Origin of the sequence: Nitrosospira briensis C-128 (assembly GCF_000619905.2) — a bacterium.
Lineage (GTDB): Bacteria > Pseudomonadota > Gammaproteobacteria > Burkholderiales > Nitrosomonadaceae > Nitrosospira > Nitrosospira briensis.
Genome location: NZ_CP012371.1, coordinates 2,176,867 through 2,197,954 on the forward strand (window position 1 = coordinate 2,176,867; position 21,088 = coordinate 2,197,954).

Genomic DNA, 21,088 nt, shown 5'->3' on the forward strand with positions numbered 1-21,088 from the left:
GGATTATTCGTTATCCCGGCGTTTGTCATACAGGCTCAGGCTCAATGTTCCATTGTCGGTTTTTTCGAGCGCGAGCATTTTATCCGGGGGCAAGTCGAGCGTTGCTCCAATATATTGGGCGGCGATGGGGAGTTCTCTACCGCCCCGGTCTACCAATGCAGCGAGGCGGACGCTTGCCGGTCTGCCATAATCGAATAATTCATTGATGGCGGCACGTATGGTGCGCCCGGTATAAAGTACGTCATCTATTAAAATTATGTGGCTGCCTTCCACCTCGAATGGGATGTCCGAGGGTTTGACCTGAGGATGCAGGCCAATCTGACCAAAGTCGTCCCGATAGAACGAAACATCCAGCGCACCCAAGGGAAGCGAAAGCTTCAAATCCCGGTGCAGCCGCTGCGACAGCCATACCCCCCCCGTGTGGATTCCGACGAGCGCGGTGCTCGTTTCGACATCAGGCCGTATCCTTCCGGTTAGCTCGGCCAGCAATTGTTCTGCATCAGGTAGTTGCATTTCGTCCATCAAAATAAGTTTGCAATATCAGTTGAGCCGCTACCTGATCCAATAGCGGTTTTTGCTTCTTTTTATTAATACCGGCTTCCTGCAGTGCTGCGCCGGCTTCAATTGAAGTATAACGCTCATCCACCAGTACTGTCTTGATGCCGAAACGACCTTCAAGACGCCGCGCAAAGCGCCGGCTCCGCCGGGTCAATTCATGTTCCGTACCATCTGCATGAGTAGGCAAACCCACTGCCAGCAGCGCTGGATGCCACTCATCAATCAGCTGAGCGATGCTTTCGAAGCATTCCGCTGCACTCTTGTTGCTCACTGTGGCAAGCGGATGCGCTAAAGCCAGCTCCAGATTCCCCACCGCTACGCCGATGCGCCTTTCGCCAAAATCGAAAGCCAAAACCGTCCCGGCAAGGTGGGTTTCAATATTCATGACCGGGAGTCACTGGACAAGCCCGCATGCAACCATGGGGGTTGCCGATGAATAGAATGCGGTTATTAAGAATGTCCCACTTCATCCGACAGGCTTGACAGATCGACACCAAGCAGACGCATTGCTGCCGTCAAACGATCCTCAGCCGGTAATTCGAAAATGATATTGGGTGACGCGGGCACGGTGAGCCAGGTATTCTGCGATAATTCATGCTCTATCTGGCCCGGAGCCCATCCCGAATAACCCAATGCAACGAGTAATTCTTTTGGGCTTTCTCCGCTTGCTATCGCTCGCAAGATATCGAGCGAAGTAGTCAGCCCGACCTTATCATGTACTACCATAGTGGATTGCCAGTCACCGACAGGCTGATGCAGTACGAAGCCGCGATCCAGCTGTATCGGTCCGCCAAACATGATTGGCAACGCTTTTATTGCCTGGTCATCGGAAGAAATATCCAATTGATCCAGCAGGTCCTTGAGAGTAAGGTCGATGGGCCGGTTAACCACCAGACCCAAGGCACCCTGATCACTATGTTCGCAGATATACGTTAGCGTCTTGGAAAAGAAGGGGTCTGCCAAGGCGGGCATGGCGATCAAAAAATGATGGGTCAAGTTGACGCTTTGCATGGATAGGCTGATTGCATCCCGCTATGAGATATCTCTAGAGTCTGAATTTGCCGGCACCTGATCCATGGACTGCCGGCTTTCCCGTTTAGTTGCAGCCAGGGTCATTTTTCACGAGTATTCGGGTAACAATATAATTTATTGCCCGCCAGCATTTCGCGCCTGTGCCTGCAAAACGGCTTTGCTATCATTGTAAAACGAATCCGTTTTCAGTAGTACGTTTTGAAGAAATCAAAGCTGCTCCGGCTCGGCGAACCCGTCCCGTCAGTAGTGCCAGCTACTTCCCCGACAGTTGTCGTCGTTCAATTAGGGAGCGCAAGCCCGGAGATTCCGGTTTCTCACATGATATGAGTAATGGGAGTTTTGAGTGATATGAGGGGTAAAAAGCCGGAGTTTTTTTACGACATATGCCATTGAACTGGAAAGCAGCGGTCAGTTCCGGCATTGTCGCGGGCGTGGTTGCCACGGGAGTCCAGATTTTCCTGTGGCTGATGTTCACGGACGCGTTGCCGCACATCTTTTATAGAGATGCACGCTTTACTGCGGCTATCCTCTTGGGGCAAGGCGTTCTACCGCCACCGGCCACGTTCGACTGGAAAGTGGTGATAATCGCGACCGTTATTCACTTTGTGATTTCCATTGTGTACAGCCTGATTCTGGCCCGCTTGCTTTCTCGTGTCGGAACGGTGTTTTCCCTGCTAGCGGGTTTCATCTACGGGTTGCTGATATATACAGTAAACATGTATGGCGTAACAGCCATTTTTCCCTGGTTTTCAGAGGCGCGCGACTGGATCACAGTGGTGACGCACGTCGTGTTTGGAATTTCTCTGGCTGGCACGTACAAAGTCTTGTCGAGAACTCACTTCCCATAACGCAAGAGTTTGGAAACAAGCGTGTGAAAAGTTTTTTTTGGGTCTGGTGCCTGACCGTCCCTCTCCGCCGCGGTACATTTCTCGTCCGTTACCTCCGTCCGGCAAAACTGGTAGTAGTTATCCCAATCCCTGTTATAGGCCGGTATGTCCTCCTGGCGAATATTGGGCTTGAAGTCATCGATAATTTCCTGCATTACCGGCAATCTGGCGCAAAGATAGGTGTCTATGCTTCTAGGCCAGTTGACAGGCTCGGGATACAGGCCGGAAAGCGTATGCAGAATAGCTGAACGAAATTCCTCGGCGGCCTCGTTCCGGCGTTTGCGGTAATATAATTCATAAATCCCCGCAACAACGGTCGCGGCGGCAAGCAGAACCAGGGGCCACATGGGTACTTGATTGAAATATGCCGCTATCTGGTCATACGGTGCGATAGTGTCGTTACCTTCATTCATATATTCTTTCCAGTTGTCTTGTCCTGCTACAAAAATATTCGAGCGGGCATAACGGCTTGCCCATTTGTTTCCTATTTCCAATTCAAGGCTGCCTTGATATTACCCCTGCCTATCACTCTGCGCCGGGCGCTGATGATAAATTCAATAAACTGAACCGCAACAGGATTTCAATCCTGTTTGGAGGGTATTACCTGAAGATTATAAGCTTTGGGACGTCGTGGTCAATTACCCGTCATGAATTCAGCTATTTCGAATAATCGACATCCGCCCTTTACGGGTGGCTCTGTTGCCGAGCGGGGATGCCTCTCATCCACTATCGTACGGGTTAGCATTTGCATAAGAATACAAAATAATTTTACAGCCACCAATACACCATACCTGGTTATCGAATATCGGTCATGCGCAAGGTTAACATTTACCGCGGCACTATTTGCAAGATGGGGGACGATGTTGAGGTAGTACGTTTCCTGCGGTAAGACCAGGCACGCCGGCAGCGGGGTGAGCGTTGTCGTTGCAAATCCACTTTACGCCATCGGTTGTCGCCAAAACCAGCGTTCTGCCAGTGCCGTCCTTCAAGAGCTCCGGACTTACCCCATTATTCTTGAATGTTGCCGTTACCTGAAAGCCGGAAGCCAGGGTCGCAGGTGTCAGGCTTGCGACATACTTTCCAGCCTGTGTTTTCACAAGGGTATCAAACTCCGCTTTTGTGGGCCATCTGCCATTTTCTGAATGAAACGCGGAGACAGGCGTTTTTACACTATCCAGAAGATCAACCGCTTCGTCAACTTGAGTCCGAGCCTGGGAATCCTGATAAAGCAGATATGCAGGCGGAATCGCAACGGTTACTAAAATACCGATAATCGCGAACACCATCATCAATTCAATCAAGGTCAAGCCCTTCTTGTCCAGCGCCATCCTGATAAAGCTCCTTTGGTTAGAACTCATGCCATATCCAGTACTTTTCACTCCAGTTGTCATTTAATAAGCAGCACTGGTATTGTTGATAGCTGAATAATCTTGCTGGCTACCGAACCCAGCAAGATCCCCTTGACCGCCCCCAGCCCTCGCGGCCCGATGATTATTTGATTGCAGTTTAATTCTTTTGCATAACGCAGGATCATGTCCGGCGGAGTTCCTACCGTGATATGAAGCTGGTAGCCGATGCCCGCCTGATCCAGCAATTCACGTGCTGCCCGAAGCTCTTTCATTCCTTCTTCCTGCTGATACAGTTCAATACTCTCTTTGTCTATAAACAGAGGTACATTCCCGCGCTGAGGGAATTGCACGTTCAGCAAATGGACTTCCGGTTTTTCCTTGTACCAATCGATAAGGGTGATGAATTCCGCAATCGCTCTATCGGAAGCGTCCGAGCCGTCTACCGGCAACAAGAATTTCAGCATATGTTCTCTCCACCAAAACGGCAGCTATAACGGTTTGTTCACATCATCCACCAGATCCACACCGGCCGCACTTTTTGCCTGCGCCCGCGCAGCAAGCCACTTGCCGGTTACCACAACCAGCAGTGCGCCACAGGCAGGGGCAAGCCAGTGCAGATAAGCCGCGTTCGTATTGACCCATTCCTTGCTGACCGCGTCGGTAACGCCCATATCTCCCGCGATCCACCCCAGCAAGCCGGCACCAATGGCGATGGTGACAGGAAAGCGGTCCATCAGCTTCATCACCAGCTTGCTACCCAGAACGATGATGGGCACGCTCACCACCAGCCCGAAAACGACCAGCTCGATACTATCCTTGGCTGCGCCTGCAATCGCAATGACGTTATCGAGGCTCATCACCGCGTCGGCGATAATGATAGTCCTGATCGCGCCCAATAGCGTTGTGCTGGCATCAACTTTATGCCCATTACCATGTGGCTCGGGCTGAAGCAGCTTGGTGCCGATCCATAATAGCAACAGCGCAGCTAAAATCTTCAGAAATGGAACTGCCAGCAAATTAAGGGCGAAGAAAACCAGCAACACCCGCAGTCCGATCGCGCCGAGTACTCCCCAGAAAATCCCGAGATTTCGCTGCTTCTCCGGCAACCTTCGGCATGCAAGCGCGATAACAACTGCGTTATCACCGCCCAGGACGATATCGATGGCGATGATTTGGAATACCGCGACCCAGAATTGCGGACTGGCGAAGTCCATAAGTAAATCTCTGAAAATTAGGTGGCTACGTAAAACTTAGCCCGGATGTTTCATAAATTTGCGTGATGATTGCGCAGGATATTGTTTTGTAGGGAGATTTTGTGAAAGAGTGGCGTAGTTATTCATACGCCCGACTGAACGAAATTTTCATACGAAACAAAAGACCAGCAAGGGCACGCGTCAATTTATGAAACATCCGGGTTAGGCAAGAAGATATATAGTCCTCCTTGAATGGGCCGTTCTCGCAATTATACCAGCGTCTCGCTCACTCGCCCTCTGCGTGAATGAATTGAAGAATTTCCGATTTGCGCGGCGTGGTGTCCTGGTATCCCAGTTCAATCAATGCCCGGCAGAAGGGTTCTTCAAACAGAACATAGCTCAGCAGCGCCGAGCCGTCTCGTCGCATCGCGCCGATGTTGCGAAAAAAAAGCCGTACGGTACGCGGTAGGGCGTGCGCGTGCTGTTCGGCGATTTTATTGATTTCCACGCTGGGAGAAATTACCATCGATTTGATCTGGCGTAGCGGCAAGCCGTTATTTTTCAAATTCTCATCCGGGATCATCCCGATAATATTGTTGATGTGCTGCAGGCGCTCCAGGTCGACGTAAAGACTGTCGAGAAAAAGGCTGCCCATAATATGGCCTCCTACCTGCGCCAACGTAGGGTAGCTGTCGACTCTGGCGCGCTCAGGTTGAGCTTCTGCAGTCGTGCGTACGCCTATTACGAGCACCCGTTCCGCACCCAGATGCAGCGCGGGGCTGATGGGCGCGAGCTGGCGCATGGACCCATCGCCGAAATATTCGCGATTGAGCCTCATTGCCGGAAAAAGAATAGGAATGGCGGAGGACGCCATCAGGTGCTCAACCCCGATACGCGCCGATATGCCGATGCGGCGTTCCCGTTTCCAGGGTGCTATGCCGTCAACGCCCTCATAGAACGTAACCGACTGGCCCGAAGTATAGCCCCAGGCGGTGATGCCCAGCGCATGCAAAGCGCCTGCTTCGATGCTTCTCTGAATGCCATGAAGCGGCAAGCTGTGTTCCAGTAGTTGAGCCAGTGGCGAATTGTCCAGCAGGGAAACTACGCTACGCTTTCTAAAGCGGCCAATCAGTAGCGAAGCCAACCAGCGCGCCGCGTTTCCATATACGCCGACGGGATCGGAACGATAAGCCTGGCTGACATGCGCATTTTCCCACACCGTCGACAGATCGCGCACTCCGTCGTGAAAATTTCGGGCTGAAACCGCCAGACTTGCGGCATTGAATGCCCCGGCGGAGGTACCGCAAATCACAGGAAAGGGATTGCGCGTCCTCTTCGGCAACATTTCAGCGATGGCACGCAATACGCCCACCTGGTAGGCGGCGCGCGCGCCGCCGCCAGTCAGCACAAGGCCGACCTTAGGCGGCGCCGACGGTGGCTGTATTGAACTCATTCACCCGCAGCCTGCTCCTGTTTATGACGCCTCATGCAAGATCGCCGCGAGCAAAAATTTTTCTGATATTCAACAGCCTGCAGCAGCACATGGCTTCCGGAATTCCGGACAATTCACGATATATGGATGGTAGATCCACGCCGACGATGCCCTGACCCGTGCCCGCTCTGGAAAATTCGGGAGGAGTAATTTTAATTCCGCCTACCTGTCCCTATCATATTCTCCGGCCTTACCCAGCCATCAAATTGCTCGGCTGTAACGTAACCCGAGGCAATCGCCGCTTCTCTCAGCGGCGTGTCTTCTCGATGCGCTTTCTTGGCGATTTCCGCTGCGACATCATAGCCGATATAGGGCGTGAGCGCTGTCACAAGCATCAGCGAATTATGCACCAACTCATCGATACGTTCGATATTGGCTGTCATCCCTGTCGCGCAATGGTCGTTGAAACTCACCATGCCATCCGCAAGCAGGCGAATGCTTTGCAGAAAGTTATGGATGATAAGCGGCTTCATGACGTTCAGCTCAAAATTCCCCATGGACCCACCAAAATTAATCGCTACGTCGTTACCCATCACCTGGCAACAAAGCATGAGCATCGCTTCCGATTGAGTAGGATTGACCTTTCCCGGCATAATGGAACTGCCCGGCTCATTTTCTGGGATTTTTAATTCCCCGATACCACAGCGGGGGCCGGAAGCGAGCCAACGGATATCATTAGCGATCTTCATCAATGATGCGGCCAGTGTCTTCAGCGCGCCATGGGCATGAATCAGCGCATCATTAGCGGCGAGCGCCTCAAACTTATTGGTCGCGGTGACGAACGGCAGATTCGTCAGTCTTGCCAATTCCGCTGCTATGCGATCGGCAAATTCAGGATGGGTGTTCAGGCCCGTTCCCACCGCGGTCCCACCCAAGGCCAGTTCATGTAAATGGGGAAGCGATGCGTTTACATGCGCCAGTCCGTGATCCAACTGCGAAACATAACCCGAGAACTCCTGCCCCAATGTCAGGGGCGTCGCATCCTGCAGATGAGTGCGGCCGATTTTGACGATACCGGAAAATTCCTCTGCCTTGGCGGCCAAAGTCTGCCTCAGCGCAACGATGGCGGGTATCAATCGTTGATCGATCGAGCGTACCGCCGCCACATGCATCGCTGAAGGAAACACGTCGTTGGACGATTGCCCCTTGTTCACGTCGTCGTTGGGATGGATCTTGCATTCGGCCCCGCGCCCGCCCCCAAGCAACTCGGAAGCGCGGTTCGCCAGTACCTCATTCATGTTCATGTTGGTCTGGGTACCGGAGCCTGTCTGCCATACCACAAGGGGAAATTCCGCATCATGGCGACCTGAAACCACCTCATCGGCAGCCTGTGTAATGGCAGCAGCGACATCTGCATCCAGCAGACCTAAATCGCGATTGACGCAGGCTGCTGCACGTTTTACCAGCGCGAGTGCGTGAAGCAGTGCGAAAGGGATGCGTTCGAAGGAGATTCTGAAGTTCTGCAGCGAACGCTGCGTTTGCGCGCCCCACAGCGCGCTGGCAGGCACTTGCATCACGCCCATGCTGTCGCGTTCTTCGCGGTAACTCATGCAGACCTTCGGCTAGATAAACAGGTGAGGCAGTTCTGAGCACCTGGTCAGAACGGAAGCCGAATTTAGCGACCGATTCGGTACCAGAGGATAAAGCGCAGTGCCGGGAAATCGCACGACAGACGGTCGAGATTGGTTTTCAGGCCTCTTCCCAGGGTTTACCATCACGAGCGCCCAGGTTGGTCGAATCGATGGGTTTGTTTCCGGATTTTCGGCCAACTCATGCCGGGCCAGCGATCAATCTGCAAAATCAAAACCGCGCAGGTCAATTTTCAAGACGAAATGAGGCTTCACCAGGTTGGCCGGTTTCAGGATCGATCCAGTCGGATATCCCAATCTCTTCTTCCGCCTGCTCCAGGGTTTCCCCAGGCTCATAATCGGATTCCGCATTATATTCCATATCCTGCGTAGCTTCGAGCAGCGTTGGAAAGGGACCAAAAATCCTGCCGCTCTCCTGCTCATCATGCCAATAAAAACCATCGGGACGTTCGACAATACGCTTGGTGTCGTAATCGCGTGACGCTGGTGGAATTTTATAATCCATGACTACCTCCACTAGGATTTACAGGTTGAACTGGCTTTAATGTTAACCTCGTCCGCAAAATTTTACCAGCGTAAATAATCAGTGCAGAGAAAAGATAATGATTATTGACGGGTCGGTTGCGCGGTGGCACGTATGGGAATAGGAAGTCGGAAGCTACTTTCGATCGACAGAAAGAGCAACCGATTTTCGGTGTTTCAATGTGTGAACTATTAAAAAGAGAAGGCAGCGTTTATATCTATGACTGTCGGACCGGCTTATCACTTCTCCGTGGCAGGCTAATCCGCAATGCCAACCCCAGACTCAGGATTCCGATCCTGAAAGGGGGAATGGCCAGTTCGGAACCGAGCTGCTGATTTTAGCTGATTTTAGTCGTTTTTTTTTTGCCGGTTGCTTTCTTCGTCTTTTTCTCAATTCCGGTTTTAGCCGAAGCCGCCTTCCCTTCGGATTTCTTCGCGCTGGCTTTTTTGCCTGGAGAGATTGTCTTTTCCGCCGTATCTTTCTTTGCTGCCGACTTGCCGGTTGAGGCGGAAGATTTCTTTTCGGCCTTTTTTTCAGTTTTTTTCTTGGCTTTTTTCCCGGTCTTTTTCTCCGCGGGTTCCTCGACTGCTTTCTTGGACGCTTTTTTTACCGACTTTGGGGCTGCCGTTTTTTCTTGCTCAGCCGAGGCCGTTGTGGAAGCGGTCGCTTTTGCTACAGGTTTCTTGATTGAAGCAGCGGTCTTGCTCTCGGCTTTCTCGGCTGACTCCTCCGCTGCTACTTTCTTGATTGATGTTTTTTTGCTGGTTGCGGGCTTTTTCACGGTTGCGGATTCCGCCACGGCCGGTTTCTTTGTCGCGGATTTCTTGGTAGTCGCCATTTCAACCTCCAGGTAAGATTACTCAGGGCTTACAGCATGTCACACTACTACATTTATCGCCATATGCAGATTCCACAACGTTACCGGCCAGTATAAAGATCAAGCATATTGATTCGGTTTCTCTATTCAATCCCAGCTTAGCGCTCCCCCGGTCTGGTACTCCGTAACGCGGGTTTCAAAAAAGTTTTTTTCCTTTTTCAGGTCGATCATTTCCGACATCCAGGGAAAAGGATTGCTGGCGCCCGGATAGAGGATATCCAGACCGATCTGCTGACAGCGGCGATTGGCGATATAGCGCAAGTATTCCTTGAACATTGGCGCATTCAATCCGAGGACACCACGCGGCAACGTATCCTCCGCATAACGGTACTCCAGTTCCACCGCTTTTTGCATCAGCGCGCTGATTTCATCACGGAACGCCTTGGTCCATAAATGCGGATTTTCCATTTTGACCTGGTTAACGACATCTATGCCGAAATTGCAGTGCATGGATTCGTCGCGCAGAATATATTGATATTGTTCCGCCGCCCCGGTCATTTTGTTCTGCCTGCCGAGCGCCAGAATTTGTACGAAACCCACGTAAAAGAACAGTCCTTCCATGATGCAGGCGAATACGATCAGGCTCCTCAACAGCTTCTGATCGGCTTCAGGTGTGCCGGTCTCGAACGCCGGATCAGTGAGCGTGTCGATGAATGGAATCAGGAACTCGTCTTTTTCCCGAATTGACGCCACCTCATGATAAGCGTTGAAAATTTCCCCCTCGTCCAGACCTAACGATTCGACAATGTATTGATAAGCATGCGTATGGATCGCTTCTTCAAACGCCTGGCGCAACAGATACTGCCGGCATTCCGGGTTGGTGATGTGGCGATAGGTGCCGAGTACGATATTGTTGGCGGCCAGCGAATCAGCGGTAACAAAAAAGCCCAGGTTCCGCTTGATCAGGCGGCGTTCATCCTCGGTCAGCCCATTGGGGTCTTTCCATAAGGCGATGTCTGCACTCATGTTGATTTCCTGCGGCATCCAATGGTTAGCGCAGGCGGAAAGATACTTTTCCCATGCCCACTTGTACTTGAACGGCACCAGTTGATTGACGTCTGCCTTGCAATTGATGATGCGCTTGTCTTCAACCGACAGGCGCCGATTTATATTATCGGCAACGGGGCTATCATTATTTTCGCCATCCTGCGCTTCAGGTCCATTCGAACCGGCGCCTTGCGGGCTCAGCCTGGATGCAGCCAGCACTCTTGCGTCGCTCGACGCACCATTTATTCGTGGCATTCCCGATTGCACCGTATCGTCCTCAAATGTCAGCATATCCTTCTCCTTTTATTTTCCGATTCCTTGCGAATTATTATTGGCATGACTCGCACCCGGGATCATCGATGCCACAATAACTCACGTCAGTTGCCGTCGCACCCATCGGCAGGTTTCCTTCTATGGGCACCGCGTTCAGGGAGCCTGCTCTGCCCGTGGATTTTTCCGCTGAAGTCGCGCCGAGCGAGCGCAAATAATAGGTGGTTTTCAAGCCGCGCAGCCAGGCCAGCTTATAAGTCTCATCCAGTTTTTTTCCGGACACCCCCGCCATATAGATATTGAGCGATTGTGCCTGATCGATCCACTTCTGCCGCCGCGCAGCCGCCTCGATCAACCACTGTGGATCGAACTCGAAGGCAGTGGTATATAGCCTGCGAATATCGGCCGGCACCCGGTCTATCTGGCCCAGGGCGCCATCAAAATACTTCAGGTCCGAAATCATGACTTCGTCCCAGAGGCCCAGTTTTTTCAGGTCGTTCACCAGAAATTCATTCGCCATGGTGAACTCGCCCGATAAATTGGACTTGACGTAAAGGTTCTTGAAGGCCGGCTCGATGCTGGCGGATACACCGATAATATTGGAAATGGTTGCGGTTGGGGCAATTGCAAGGCAATTGGAATTGCGCATGCCATGCTCTCTTATACGTTCGCGCAGCGCATCCCATTCAAGCGTGGCCGACCTGTCTACCTCGATGTAACCGCCGCGCTCTTCGCGCAAAAGATCGAGCGTATCCTGAGGCAGAATCCCGCGATCCCACAGGCTGCCGCGATAGGAAGCATAACGTCCGCGCTCTTCGGCCAATTCGGTGGAGGCCCAATAGGTGTGGTAAGCAACCGCTTCCATTGTGTGATCGGCAAATTCCACCGCCTCATTCGATGCATAGGGGATGCGCAGCATATGCAGGCAATCCTGGAAGCCCATGATGCCCAGTCCCACCGGACGATGCTTGAGGTTCGCATTCCGCGCCTTGGCGACGGCGTAGAAATTGATATCGATCACATTGTCCAGCATGCGCATGGCGGTGCTGATAGTGCGCTTGAGCTTGACGGCATCGAGTTCGCCGTCGGCAATATGTGCCGCCAGATTGACCGACCCCAGATTGCACACGGCGATTTCGTGATCATTGGTATTGAGGGTTATCTCGGTGCAGAGATTTGAGCTATGCACGACACCAATGTGGCTTTGCGGCGAGCGAATATTGCAGGCATCCTTGAAAGTGATCCATGGGTGTCCGGTTTCAAATAACATGCTGAGCATTTTGCGCCATAACTGCTGCGCGGGAATCTTCTTGTGCAGGCTGAGTTCGCCGCGCGCGGCCTTCTCCTCGTAGGCAAGATAAGCCTGCTCGAACGGCTTGCCGAATTTTTCATGCAGGTCGGGCGCGTCCGAGGGTGAAAAAAGTGTCCACTCTCCGCCCTCCATGACGCGCTTCATGAACAGGTCCGGAACCCAGTTGGCGGTATTCATGTCATGAGTGCGGCGGCGGTCATCGCCGGTATTCTTGCGTAAATCCAGAAACTCCTCGACATCCAGGTGCCATGATTCCAGGTAGGCGCAAACTGCACCTTTGCGCTTGCCGCCCTGATTTACCGCTACCGCAGTGTCGGACACTACCTTGAGGAAAGGCACCACGCCTTGCGACTTGCCGTTCGTACCCTTGATGTGCGAGCCCATCGCCCGTACCGGCGTCCAATCATTGCCCAGTCCCCCGGCATACTTGGCGAGCAGGGCGTTCTCCTTGATTGCCTCATAAATACCGTCGAGATTATCCGGCACCGTGGTGAGGTAGCACGAAGACAATTGCGAACGGCGGGTTCCCGAATTAAACAGGGTTGGAGTGGAGCTCATGAAGTCGAAGTTCGAGAGTACGTGGTAGAACTCCAACGCGCGTCCCTCCCGGTCAATTTCGTTCAGCGCAAGCCCCATTGCCACGCGCATGAAAAATGCCTGCGGCAGCTCGATGCGACTGTCCTGTATATGCAGGAAATAACGATCATACAAAGTTTGCAAACCGAGATAGCCAAATTTGAGGTCGCGGCTGGCATCCAGCGCTTTGGCCAAACGCGGCAGGTCAAACTGCGCCAGACGCTCATCCAGCAATTCCGCATCGATGCCGCGTTTGATAAATTCAGGAAAATACGCTGCATAGCGATCGGACATTTCCTGTTGCAGGACTTCTTCGCCCAGCACTTCGAAACGGAGGGAATGCAACAACAATCGTGCAGTGACATAGCTGTAGGCCGGTTCTTTTTCAATTAACGCGCGTGCCGACAGAACCAGCGATTTTCTTACTTCTTCCAGAGGGACGCCATCGTACAAGTCCTTCAATGTGGCTTTCAGTATCAGCGCCGGGTTCACCCCTTCGCCCAGGCCTGAGCAGGAAGATTCGATCAGCGTCAGCAGGCGTGCCGTATCCAGGGGGATCCTGATACCGTTCTCGATTACATTCAGAACGCTGGCCGGTGCTTCCACCACGCCCATTTCTTTCTGTCTCGCCCGCTTGCGTGCGCGATCCTCGCGGTAGAGTACGTAAGCGCGCGCCACATCATGCTCTCCAGAGCGCATCAATGCGAGCTCCACCTGGTCCTGAATGTCCTCGATATGAAAAGTTCCGCCTGAAGGCTGGCGGCGTATCAATGCATTGACCACGTCATCGGTCAGCCGTGCCACCAGTTCGCGTACCCTGGCGGAAGCCGCACCTTGGCCGCCATTGACGGCGATGAATGCTTTTGTCATGGCAATGGAAATCTTGGCCGGCTCGAACGCGGCCACAGAACCATTGCGACGAATGATTTTGTATTGGGAATATCGGGTGTCCTGGGTGGGAAGGGTTGAAGAAAGTTCGTGCCCCGCTACTGCCGGACGGTTCATGTGATCTGTTGCAAGCTGCATGTCGGGTTCTCCTCATCTATACTGGGAAAGCGGCTTCTTCCCCATGGCTGAAGCGGGTGGCTGTGGATATCGATAAATCCGTAAACCACTACATCTAGTATCAAGATTGAATACATTTTACTAGAACTAGTGCACACAGTGCAATATTTTTTGAGGTATGTCAAAAGCTTTTCATGGGATTAAAGCATACCGGCGGACTGAAGTCCGGGTTGCCGGCAGCGCACGGCACTGCCTCGTGCCCGGGTGCGGTAACGCTTATCGCTTGCTGTTTACATGTTTCATTATCATAGACCAGGACCATGACGTTATCACCTTCACTTTGGTATGAGAATAACCAAATGATGGGTTGCGCTACGTTCCGCCCCACCCTGCTAAAACCGTATGGAGGCATATGAAACATTGATCCGGGTACTACGTATGCATCAATTCGATAGTGGTTACCCCACTCATTTCAGTTGGAATTGATTGGTCAAATAATTCCGAATTATTCGGTCAATTAATTCAATAGTGGTTATCCCGCTCATTTCAGTTCGTATTTTTGTCTTTATCTTGCTCTGCGCGCCTTGACCTGGAAAGCGCATCTTTTTCAGGTTGAGCGAGCTGCCGCGATTGTTTTTCCATTTCCAGGGCGTCGCGGATCTGCTCGGGCTTGTGGGCGCGCAATCCCTCCGCCAAGGCACGTGACGCATCCCTGCGGCGCTCGGCATAATGGCGCAGTATTTCCACGGTAGCGGCGGAGGGCAGGGCAGGGTTGGGCGGAAGCTCGGAGAGCAGCTCAAAGCTTTCTTCATAGCGATCGGCAACCGACGTGTCGATACGTCCTGCCAGTTCGTCGAATGAGATGCCGTCTTGCCTGGCCTTATCAAGTATGCTCTGCCAGGACTGCGTGATCGCTGCGTCGTCCCGCAAAAATTCTCCGATCTCCTTGCGCGCCAGCACCTCTTCGCTCCAGCGATAAGTGCGCACGGGGACTTGGCTGACGAGGATGACAATTGCAAGTGCAAAAGCAGCTCCGGCAAGCGGGCGGATGTGGCGGAATCGACGTTCTGTTCTACCGGCAGGCTGTGCAAGTATTATTCCGCCGAGTATTCCGGAAAAAAAACCGCCGATATGCGCTGCATTGTCGATGCCGGGAATCAAAAGGCCGAGGACAAGGCTGGCAAGCGCAAAACCCGCGGCACCCCAGAAAAACCAGCGAAATTCCTTCGGATGCAGATTGTGGCGCTCGCGCCAGAGAAATATGAGCAGGGCGCCAAACAGGCCAAAAATGGCGCCTGAAGCACCGCCGGAGATGGCTAATCCTCTATGGGCAACGAGTGACAGCAGGTTACCCGTCAGGCCGCTGGCGAAATAGATGCAGGCAAAGCGGGTGTGCCCATACATTCGTTCAACGAGTTGCCCGGCGTCCCAAAGCGCCCAGAGATTCAACGTCAGGTGGACGGCGCCAAAGTGGAGGAATAGCGCGGTACCCAGGCGCCACCATTCGCCGTCTTGCGTAGCCGGACCAAAATTTGCGCCCCAGGCCAATTGCACGCTATTGGACGAATGCCACAACCCCGCTCCGCCCACGAGCATGGCGGCGAAGACCAGCAGATTGACGGCGACCAGCAGTTTGGTAATGGGAATACCGGGCAACCGCTGGTGGAGAAGATCATGTAGAGGCAGCATGGGACAGTGGACGCATTTTCATGGAGCGTTTATTATGCACGAGGATGAAGCCTGCTTATTTTATATGCTTGAGGAATAAGGACGTTTCTCAAAACCGGAATTTGCCGGCCCCGACTTCAGGATCGGGGTTCTTCGCTTGGAGATGGGCGCCTCTACATGTATATTGGATGGGACGCCTGGCCCGTCCGCGACTCGCAAGCTGGAAGTTTCTGACCTGTCTCCCCGTCCTGCTGATTGCTCTGATATTCGGGACGTTGCCTGTCCATGCTCAAGCGAGAATCGAGCTGCCGCGCACGGGGCTGGCGCCGGATGAGCTTGCTGTCATCATTAACGACAGCGATCCCCAATCCCTTGAAGTGGCTGATTATTACCAGAAGGCGCGCCATATCCCGGCAGCCAACATGATTCATCTGAACTTTCCGTCCGGCCGGAACGCCCTCTCAAGGGATGAGTTTCAGCAACTGAAGGCGGAAATTGATCAGGCTACGCCCCCTCACATTCAAGCCTACGCGGTCGCGTGGACGCTTCCCTACCGGGTAGCTTGCATGTCGCTGACCTCGGCGCTGGCCTTTGGCTTCGACGAACACTATTGTTCATCCAAGTGTAGCCCTACCAGACCCAGCCCATACTTCAACTCGCCCAGTCTTCATCCTGTCAACGACCATGATATACGACCGGCTATGATGCTGGCCGGCACCGATTTCGAGCAGGTCAAGGCACTGATCGATCGGGGAGTCGCCTCTGATCGCAGTTTTCCCAAAGGACAGGCCTACCTGGTAATAACGCCCGACAAGGCACGCAGCGTGCGGGCCAGCTATTTCGAGCTGGCCGCAAAAGAACTGGCCGGTGTTTTTCCCATCGAAATCCTGGAAACCGAAGCAATTTCAGGCCGGCACGATGTTCTTTTTTATTTCACCGGCCTGGCCAACGTGCCGCAACTCCATACACTGGATTTTCTGCCGGGCGCGTTGGCTGATCATTTGACTTCAGCCGGCGGTCAGCTTACCGATTCAATGCAGATGAGCAGCCTGCGCTGGCTGGAAGCGGGCGCCACCGCCAGTTACGGGACCGTGGTCGAGCCATGCAACCATATGCAGAAGTTCCCTTTTCCCGCCGTTGCCATGTTTCACTACGCGCTTGGCGAAAGCGCCATCGAATCCTACTGGAAGAGCGTGGCATGGCCGGGCGAGGGCGTGTTCGTGGGCGAACCGTTGGCCCAGCCGTTCGCTCCGGAACTGAAAGAAATTCGTGCGGGCCAGTTCGAACTGCACATTTTTTCGCCGCGCCAACGGCGGCTTCGTATGGAGCGATCCAGCTCAGCGGTGGGTCCGTACAAGGCTCTCGCTCAGCGGCCACGGATAAATCGCGGCGCTAATATAATACGCTTCAATTTCGCTGAAAAAGAAGGCTACCTCAGATTGCAATGGTGAAAGGTGCGGCCTGGCTCATTGCCTGATACGCTGATACGCCGATTTATGCGAATTGATCCAGCGCTTACCCGGTAAATAGCCAATTTTACGCTATTCTTAATATGCGCAATCGCGTGGAGCGCGCCGCCACAGCGAATTAGCGGTGTTTTCCCCATTCATCCATCGCTGCGCCAAGCAAACTGGCAGCGTAACTCATCCCAACGTCGTTATAATAACCGCTGCCAACCTCTCGCTATTGTTATGATTCCTCCAGTCCAACCCAACTTTAAATCCCATTTTGCCGAGCTCCTGCGGACGCCCTTGAGCGAAATGGGACCCTCAGCACTGGATGCGAATATAGAGTTTGCGCGCCCCCGCCAAGCGAACCATGGTGATTACTCCTGTAACCTGGCGATGCAATTGGCCAAGCCGCTGCGCCAAAGCCCGCGTGAGATCGCCGCGCTGCTCGTCGACGTGCTTTCCGCCTCACCCTATCTCGAAAAGATAGAGGTCGCGGGTGCCGGCTTTATTAATTTATTTCTCACGACTTCCGCCAAGCAGCAGTTTCCCCGTTATGTACTGGAGAGCGGCGAGCAGTTCGGCCATATTAATCTGGGTGCAGGTAAAAAGGTACAAGTGGAATTCGTTTCGGCCAATCCGACCGGACCCTTGCACGTCGGGCATGGGCGAGGTGCGGCATTCGGCGCAAGCCTTGCCAATGTGCTGGCAGCTGCGGGTTATTCCGTTGCACGTGAGTATTATGTCAATGATGCCGGACGTCAGATGGATATTCTTGCGCTTTCCACCTGGCTGCGTTACCTGGAGCTGAACGGAGTCACTTCGCGCTTCCCCGGTAACGCGTACCAAGGCCAGTACGTGCGCGATATGGCACGCCTGATCCACAAAGCGCATGCAGGGCGGTATGTGCATCGGCCTGACCTGCTGTTCGAAGGTATCTCGGAGGAAGCGGAGGCCGGTACCGAAGCAGACCTCGACGGGCTGATTGCCAAAGCCAAAAAACTGCTGGGGCAGGATTACGCATACATTCACAATTTCGTCCTGACCGAGCAATTGGGTGACTGTCGCAATGACTTGATGGAATTCGGTGTCGCTTTTGACACATGGTTTTCCGAGCAATCGTTGTTCGATAACGGTGACGTGGCACATGCGGTCCAATTGCTCGAACAGGGACGCTATCTATATCAGCAGGATGGCGCCCAGTGGTTCCGATCAACCGATTTCGGCGATGAAAAAGACCGGGTAGTTCAGCGGGAAAACGGGCAGTTTACTTATTTCGCTTCAGATATCGCTTATCATCTCAATAAGTTCGAACGCGGCTTCGAACGCGTCATCGATGTCTGGGGGGCCGACCATCACGGATATATTCCACGAGTAAAAGGCGCGATGAAAGCGCTGGCTATCGATCCCGGAAAACTTGAAATTGCGCTGGTGCAGTTCGCGGTGCTCTACCGCGACGGAAAAAAAGCGCCCATGTCCACCCGTTCGGGGGAATTTGTCACGTTGCGTGAATTACGCCAGGAAGTAGGAAACGACGCAGCACGCTTTTTTTACGTATTGCGTAAAAGCGACCAGCATCTGGATTTTGACCTGGACCTGGCTAAATCGCAAAGCAACGATAATCCCGTTTATTACGTGCAGTATGCCCATGCAAGGGTTTGCAGCGTACTGGAACAATGGGGTGAAGACCCGGCTGTGCTTCGCACAGCGGATATGTCTCCACTTATAGACCCCGCTGAATTATCTCTTTTGCAGAAGCTGATCGATTATCCTGAAATGGTGGAGGCAGCGGCGAAGGAACTTTCTCCTCATCTGATCGCCTTCTATCTCAGGGAACTGGCGGGTGAGTTTCACAGTTACTATAATGCTACCCGTTTTCTCGTTCCGGAAATTCCGCTGCGGCTGGCCCGGTTAGGGCTGGTTGCCGCGATACGGCAAATATTGAGCAATGGTCTGAAACTGCTGGGCGTAAGCGCCCCGGTTAAAATGTAGCCACTCTATTGAATATGTTCCCATGAGCCGAGATTATAAAACCCACACCAACTCGTCAATTTCCGCCAAAAGCAGGAGTACGCTTCTCCTGGGGGTATTTATCGGCTATGCGCTGGGCCTTCTCAGTGCCATTGGCACCTGGATGTATATCAATCAGGCGCCCAGCCCATTTATATCCCAGGACAAAGTGGTGGATAGCGCCGCGGCGAAAAGTGCCATAACCCAAACTGAAAGGGCGGCACAATCCTCCGGCACGGAAGCCAAGCCAGCCAGCGTTGCCGATGCCAAACCACGCTTCGAATTCTATAAAATCCTGCCCGATGCCGAGGAGCCCGTGCCGGAGCACCAGATCAAGCAGGCTGCGCAGCGGACTTCTTCGCAGGATAAGTATTTTCTCCAGGCAGGGTCTTTCCAGAATGCCGATGACGCGGATAATTTGAAAGCGAAACTTGCCATGCTCGGGGTGGAAGCATCAGTTCAAGCTGCCAATTTGCCGGAAAAAGGTACTTGGCACAGGGTGCGCGTAGGTCCTTTTTCCAGTGCTGCAGATGGCGACCGGGTGCGCGCATCTCTGCAACAAAGCGGCGTACAAAGCAGTCTCATCAAAACACATGAAGGGGTGCAGTAAAACAGGGACTTCCAGTCTCGCTTTCGGCGCGAATAAATATATAGTCTATTTCCAGGAGAACAAAATGAGTTCATTGCGTTTGCTTGCGGCGGTCCTCTTTCTGGTCGGCATCAGTGTCACCGGTATTTCGGCCGCTCGCGCCGAAATTGTTGAAGGGACAGATTACACTATTCTGCCCCAACCTCGACCGACCGACAGTGATGGCAAGATTGAAGTCATAGAATTCTTCTGGTACGGTTGCCCGCATTGCTACGAACTTCATCCGCGAATCAAAGCCTGGCTGAAGCGGAAGCCTAAAGATGTGAACTTTCGTTACGTTCCCGCCATCTTTCGCGCAAACTGGATTCCCGGCGCAAAAACCTTCTATGCGCTGGAAGCGCTTGGTGAAACAGACCGGCTGCACGATAAGGTCTACGAGGCCATTCATCGCGACAAGATCGATTTGACCAAGGACGAGGTATTGTTCGACTGGATGGCGAAGCAGGGGATAGACCGGAAGAAATTTATTGATGCCTACAACTCTTTTTCCGTACAAAACCAGGCGTCGCGGTCAACACATATGTCCAAGGATTACAGCCTCACAGGCGTGCCGGCGATAGTGGTGGACGGTAGATACCTCACCAGCGGAAAAATGGGTGGCACGCCCGACGATACCATTAGAACGATGGATGAGTTGATTGAGAAGGTGCGCAAGGAGCGGGTAAAGAAATAGTGCGATATCGAGATGCTGTTTGATGCCATTGAAAGTTGTCATAAGTGGGGCATCCAGTGGCCTGGGTAGCGCATTGGCACGGCACTATGCCGGTCTGGGGGCAACGCTGGGCCTGATCGCACGGCGCGCAGATTTACTGGAAACCCTTGCGGCAGAATTACCGGGTGCGTCGATCTATGTGGCCGATGTCCGCGATGCCGGCGCAATGCAGGCCGCAGCGCACGATTTCATGCGCCGCCATGGCTGCCCCGATATCGTCATCGCCAATGCGGGCATCAGCCGCGGCACGCTTACCGAATATGCCGAAGATCGTGAAGTTTTTGAAAGTATCCTCGCCACCAATGTCATTGGCATGGTGAACCTCTTCCAGCCATTTATTTCCGTAATGAGGACAGCCGGACAAGGCAACCTGGTCGGCATTGCCAGCGTCGCAGGCTATCGGGGCCTTCCAGGAAGCGGCGCTTACTCAGCCTCCAAGGCTGCCGCCATCAGCTATCTCGAAAGCCTGCGGGTCGAGATGCACGGCAATGGCGTATCGGTCATAACCATTTGTCCCGGCTACGTCGCAACGTCGATGACGGCGAATAATCCCTTCCGCATGCCTTTCCTTCTGACAGCAGAAGAGGTCGCTGAAAAAATCGTGCGCATTATCGAGAACAAGGTACTGTTCGCCGTGATTCCCTGGCAAATGGCGATCGTCGCCCGGGTTTTAAAATTCCTTCCCAATTTCCTTTATGACCGCCTATTCGCCAACGCGCCACGGAAGCCGAGGTAGCCATGCTGGACTTTTTGGTGATTTTTGCATGTTATCCATGATGGGTTCCAGAGTGGCCGGCACTGGCACTAAATTTTACTCAATTGTGTTTGATGGCCTTGCAGCCAGCATGGTATTCTGGATTTATGAGAATGAAAGCTACTCGCCGGCTGTCGGCGATTCGTTCGAACATCAGCATGGGCATATAGACCGGTTACGTGGTTAAGCGTGGTTAC

General features: G+C 53.1%; 21 protein-coding genes. 8 read left to right on the forward strand and 13 right to left on the reverse strand.

The features are described from left to right. Positions 1 to 3: 3 nt before the first annotated feature. From pyrR to F822_RS09855, 3 genes are all read right to left on the reverse strand, one after another. The gene (gene pyrR / locus F822_RS09845) at positions 4 to 513 is read right to left on the reverse strand and encodes a bifunctional pyr operon transcriptional regulator/uracil phosphoribosyltransferase PyrR (RefSeq protein WP_025040803.1); all 510 of its coding nucleotides are present in this window, start codon (positions 511 to 513) and stop codon (positions 4 to 6) included. Continuing rightward, on the reverse strand, positions 500 to 943 hold the full coding sequence (gene ruvX, locus F822_RS09850) for a Holliday junction resolvase RuvX (RefSeq protein WP_025040802.1): 444 nt from the start codon (positions 941 to 943) through the stop codon (positions 500 to 502). Before ruvX ends, pyrR begins: the two co-directional genes overlap by 14 nt. Positions 944 to 1,008: 65 nt before the next feature. Then, positions 1,009 to 1,569: a YqgE/AlgH family protein gene (locus tag F822_RS09855; RefSeq protein ID WP_025040801.1), complete on the reverse strand. Its 561-nt coding sequence runs from the start codon at positions 1,567 to 1,569 to the stop codon at positions 1,009 to 1,011. A gap of 404 nt (positions 1,570 to 1,973) precedes the next feature. On the opposite strand from F822_RS09855, the gene F822_RS09860 reads away from it, so the two are divergent. Further along, the gene (locus tag F822_RS09860; protein ID WP_025040800.1) at positions 1,974 to 2,438 is read left to right on the forward strand and encodes a hypothetical protein; all 465 of its coding nucleotides are present in this window, start codon (positions 1,974 to 1,976) and stop codon (positions 2,436 to 2,438) included. On the opposite strand, the gene F822_RS09865 is transcribed toward F822_RS09860, so the two are convergent. The 7 genes from F822_RS09865 to F822_RS09895 all read right to left on the reverse strand — a co-directional run bounded on the left by F822_RS09865 (position 2,426) and on the right by F822_RS09895 (position 8,605). Next, positions 2,426 to 2,890, reverse strand: coding sequence for a hypothetical protein (locus F822_RS09865; protein WP_025040799.1), 465 nt, complete (start codon positions 2,888 to 2,890; stop codon positions 2,426 to 2,428). The genes F822_RS09860 and F822_RS09865 overlap by 13 nt on opposite strands. A gap of 426 nt (positions 2,891 to 3,316) precedes the next feature. Next, positions 3,317 to 3,835 carry a pilin gene (locus F822_RS09870; RefSeq protein ID WP_231623477.1) on the reverse strand — a complete coding sequence of 173 codons (519 nt, stop codon included), beginning with the start codon at positions 3,833 to 3,835 and terminating at the stop codon, positions 3,317 to 3,319. 29 nt (positions 3,836 to 3,864) lie between these two features. Beyond that, positions 3,865 to 4,290, reverse strand: a complete 426-nt coding sequence (locus F822_RS09875; protein WP_025040797.1) for a universal stress protein — start codon at positions 4,288 to 4,290, stop codon at positions 3,865 to 3,867. Positions 4,291 to 4,314: 24 nt separating this feature from the next. Then, positions 4,315 to 5,040, reverse strand: a complete 726-nt coding sequence (locus F822_RS09880) for a TerC family protein (protein WP_025040796.1) — start codon at positions 5,038 to 5,040, stop codon at positions 4,315 to 4,317. 265 nt (positions 5,041 to 5,305) lie between these two features. Next, positions 5,306 to 6,472 (reverse strand): patatin-like phospholipase family protein, encoded by a 1,167-nt coding sequence (locus tag F822_RS09885; protein ID WP_025040795.1) that lies wholly within the window; start codon positions 6,470 to 6,472, stop codon positions 5,306 to 5,308. A 191-nt stretch (positions 6,473 to 6,663) separates the two neighbouring features. Then, positions 6,664 to 8,061, reverse strand: coding sequence for a class II fumarate hydratase (gene fumC / locus F822_RS09890; RefSeq protein WP_025040794.1), 1,398 nt, complete (start codon positions 8,059 to 8,061; stop codon positions 6,664 to 6,666). A gap of 265 nt (positions 8,062 to 8,326) precedes the next feature. Further along, the gene (locus tag F822_RS09895; RefSeq protein WP_025040793.1) at positions 8,327 to 8,605 is read right to left on the reverse strand and encodes a hypothetical protein; all 279 of its coding nucleotides are present in this window, start codon (positions 8,603 to 8,605) and stop codon (positions 8,327 to 8,329) included. A 380-nt stretch (positions 8,606 to 8,985) separates the two neighbouring features. Between F822_RS09895 and F822_RS15330 the strand changes: the two genes are divergently transcribed. After that, a complete protein-coding gene (locus tag F822_RS15330; RefSeq protein ID WP_156304388.1) occupies positions 8,986 to 9,477 on the forward strand; it encodes a hypothetical protein in 492 nt (163 codons plus the stop codon). 110 nt (positions 9,478 to 9,587) lie between these two features. On the opposite strand, the gene F822_RS09905 is transcribed toward F822_RS15330, so the two are convergent. From F822_RS09905 to F822_RS09915, 3 genes are all read right to left on the reverse strand, one after another. Then, entirely contained in the window at positions 9,588 to 10,778 is a 1,191-nt protein-coding gene (locus F822_RS09905) for a ribonucleotide-diphosphate reductase subunit beta (protein WP_025040791.1), read from the reverse strand. Positions 10,779 to 10,815: 37 nt separating this feature from the next. Next, the gene (locus tag F822_RS09910; protein WP_025040790.1) at positions 10,816 to 13,671 is read right to left on the reverse strand and encodes a ribonucleoside-diphosphate reductase subunit alpha; all 2,856 of its coding nucleotides are present in this window, start codon (positions 13,669 to 13,671) and stop codon (positions 10,816 to 10,818) included. A gap of 525 nt (positions 13,672 to 14,196) precedes the next feature. Then, positions 14,197 to 15,339 carry a rhomboid family intramembrane serine protease gene (locus tag F822_RS09915; RefSeq protein WP_025040789.1) on the reverse strand — a complete coding sequence of 381 codons (1,143 nt, stop codon included), beginning with the start codon at positions 15,337 to 15,339 and terminating at the stop codon, positions 14,197 to 14,199. A gap of 167 nt (positions 15,340 to 15,506) precedes the next feature. Between F822_RS09915 and F822_RS09920 the strand changes: the two genes are divergently transcribed. The 6 genes from F822_RS09920 to F822_RS15335 all read left to right on the forward strand — a co-directional run bounded on the left by F822_RS09920 (position 15,507) and on the right by F822_RS15335 (position 21,078). Next, the gene (locus F822_RS09920) at positions 15,507 to 16,769 is read left to right on the forward strand and encodes a TIGR03790 family protein (RefSeq protein ID WP_025040788.1); all 1,263 of its coding nucleotides are present in this window, start codon (positions 15,507 to 15,509) and stop codon (positions 16,767 to 16,769) included. Between the two features lie 240 nt (positions 16,770 to 17,009). Continuing rightward, the gene (argS, locus tag F822_RS09925) at positions 17,010 to 18,758 is read left to right on the forward strand and encodes an arginine--tRNA ligase (RefSeq protein WP_025040787.1); all 1,749 of its coding nucleotides are present in this window, start codon (positions 17,010 to 17,012) and stop codon (positions 18,756 to 18,758) included. Positions 18,759 to 18,780: 22 nt separating this feature from the next. Continuing rightward, positions 18,781 to 19,386, forward strand: coding sequence for an SPOR domain-containing protein (locus tag F822_RS09930; protein ID WP_025040786.1), 606 nt, complete (start codon positions 18,781 to 18,783; stop codon positions 19,384 to 19,386). A gap of 64 nt (positions 19,387 to 19,450) precedes the next feature. Further along, positions 19,451 to 20,098, forward strand: a complete 648-nt coding sequence (locus F822_RS09935) for a thiol:disulfide interchange protein DsbA/DsbL (protein ID WP_025040785.1) — start codon at positions 19,451 to 19,453, stop codon at positions 20,096 to 20,098. Positions 20,099 to 20,120: 22 nt separating this feature from the next. After that, positions 20,121 to 20,873 (forward strand): SDR family oxidoreductase, encoded by a 753-nt coding sequence (locus F822_RS09940; RefSeq protein ID WP_025040784.1) that lies wholly within the window; start codon positions 20,121 to 20,123, stop codon positions 20,871 to 20,873. A gap of 37 nt (positions 20,874 to 20,910) precedes the next feature. Then, entirely contained in the window at positions 20,911 to 21,078 is a 168-nt protein-coding gene (locus F822_RS15335) for a hypothetical protein (RefSeq protein ID WP_156304389.1), read from the forward strand. The last annotated feature ends 10 nt before the right edge of the window (positions 21,079 to 21,088 follow it).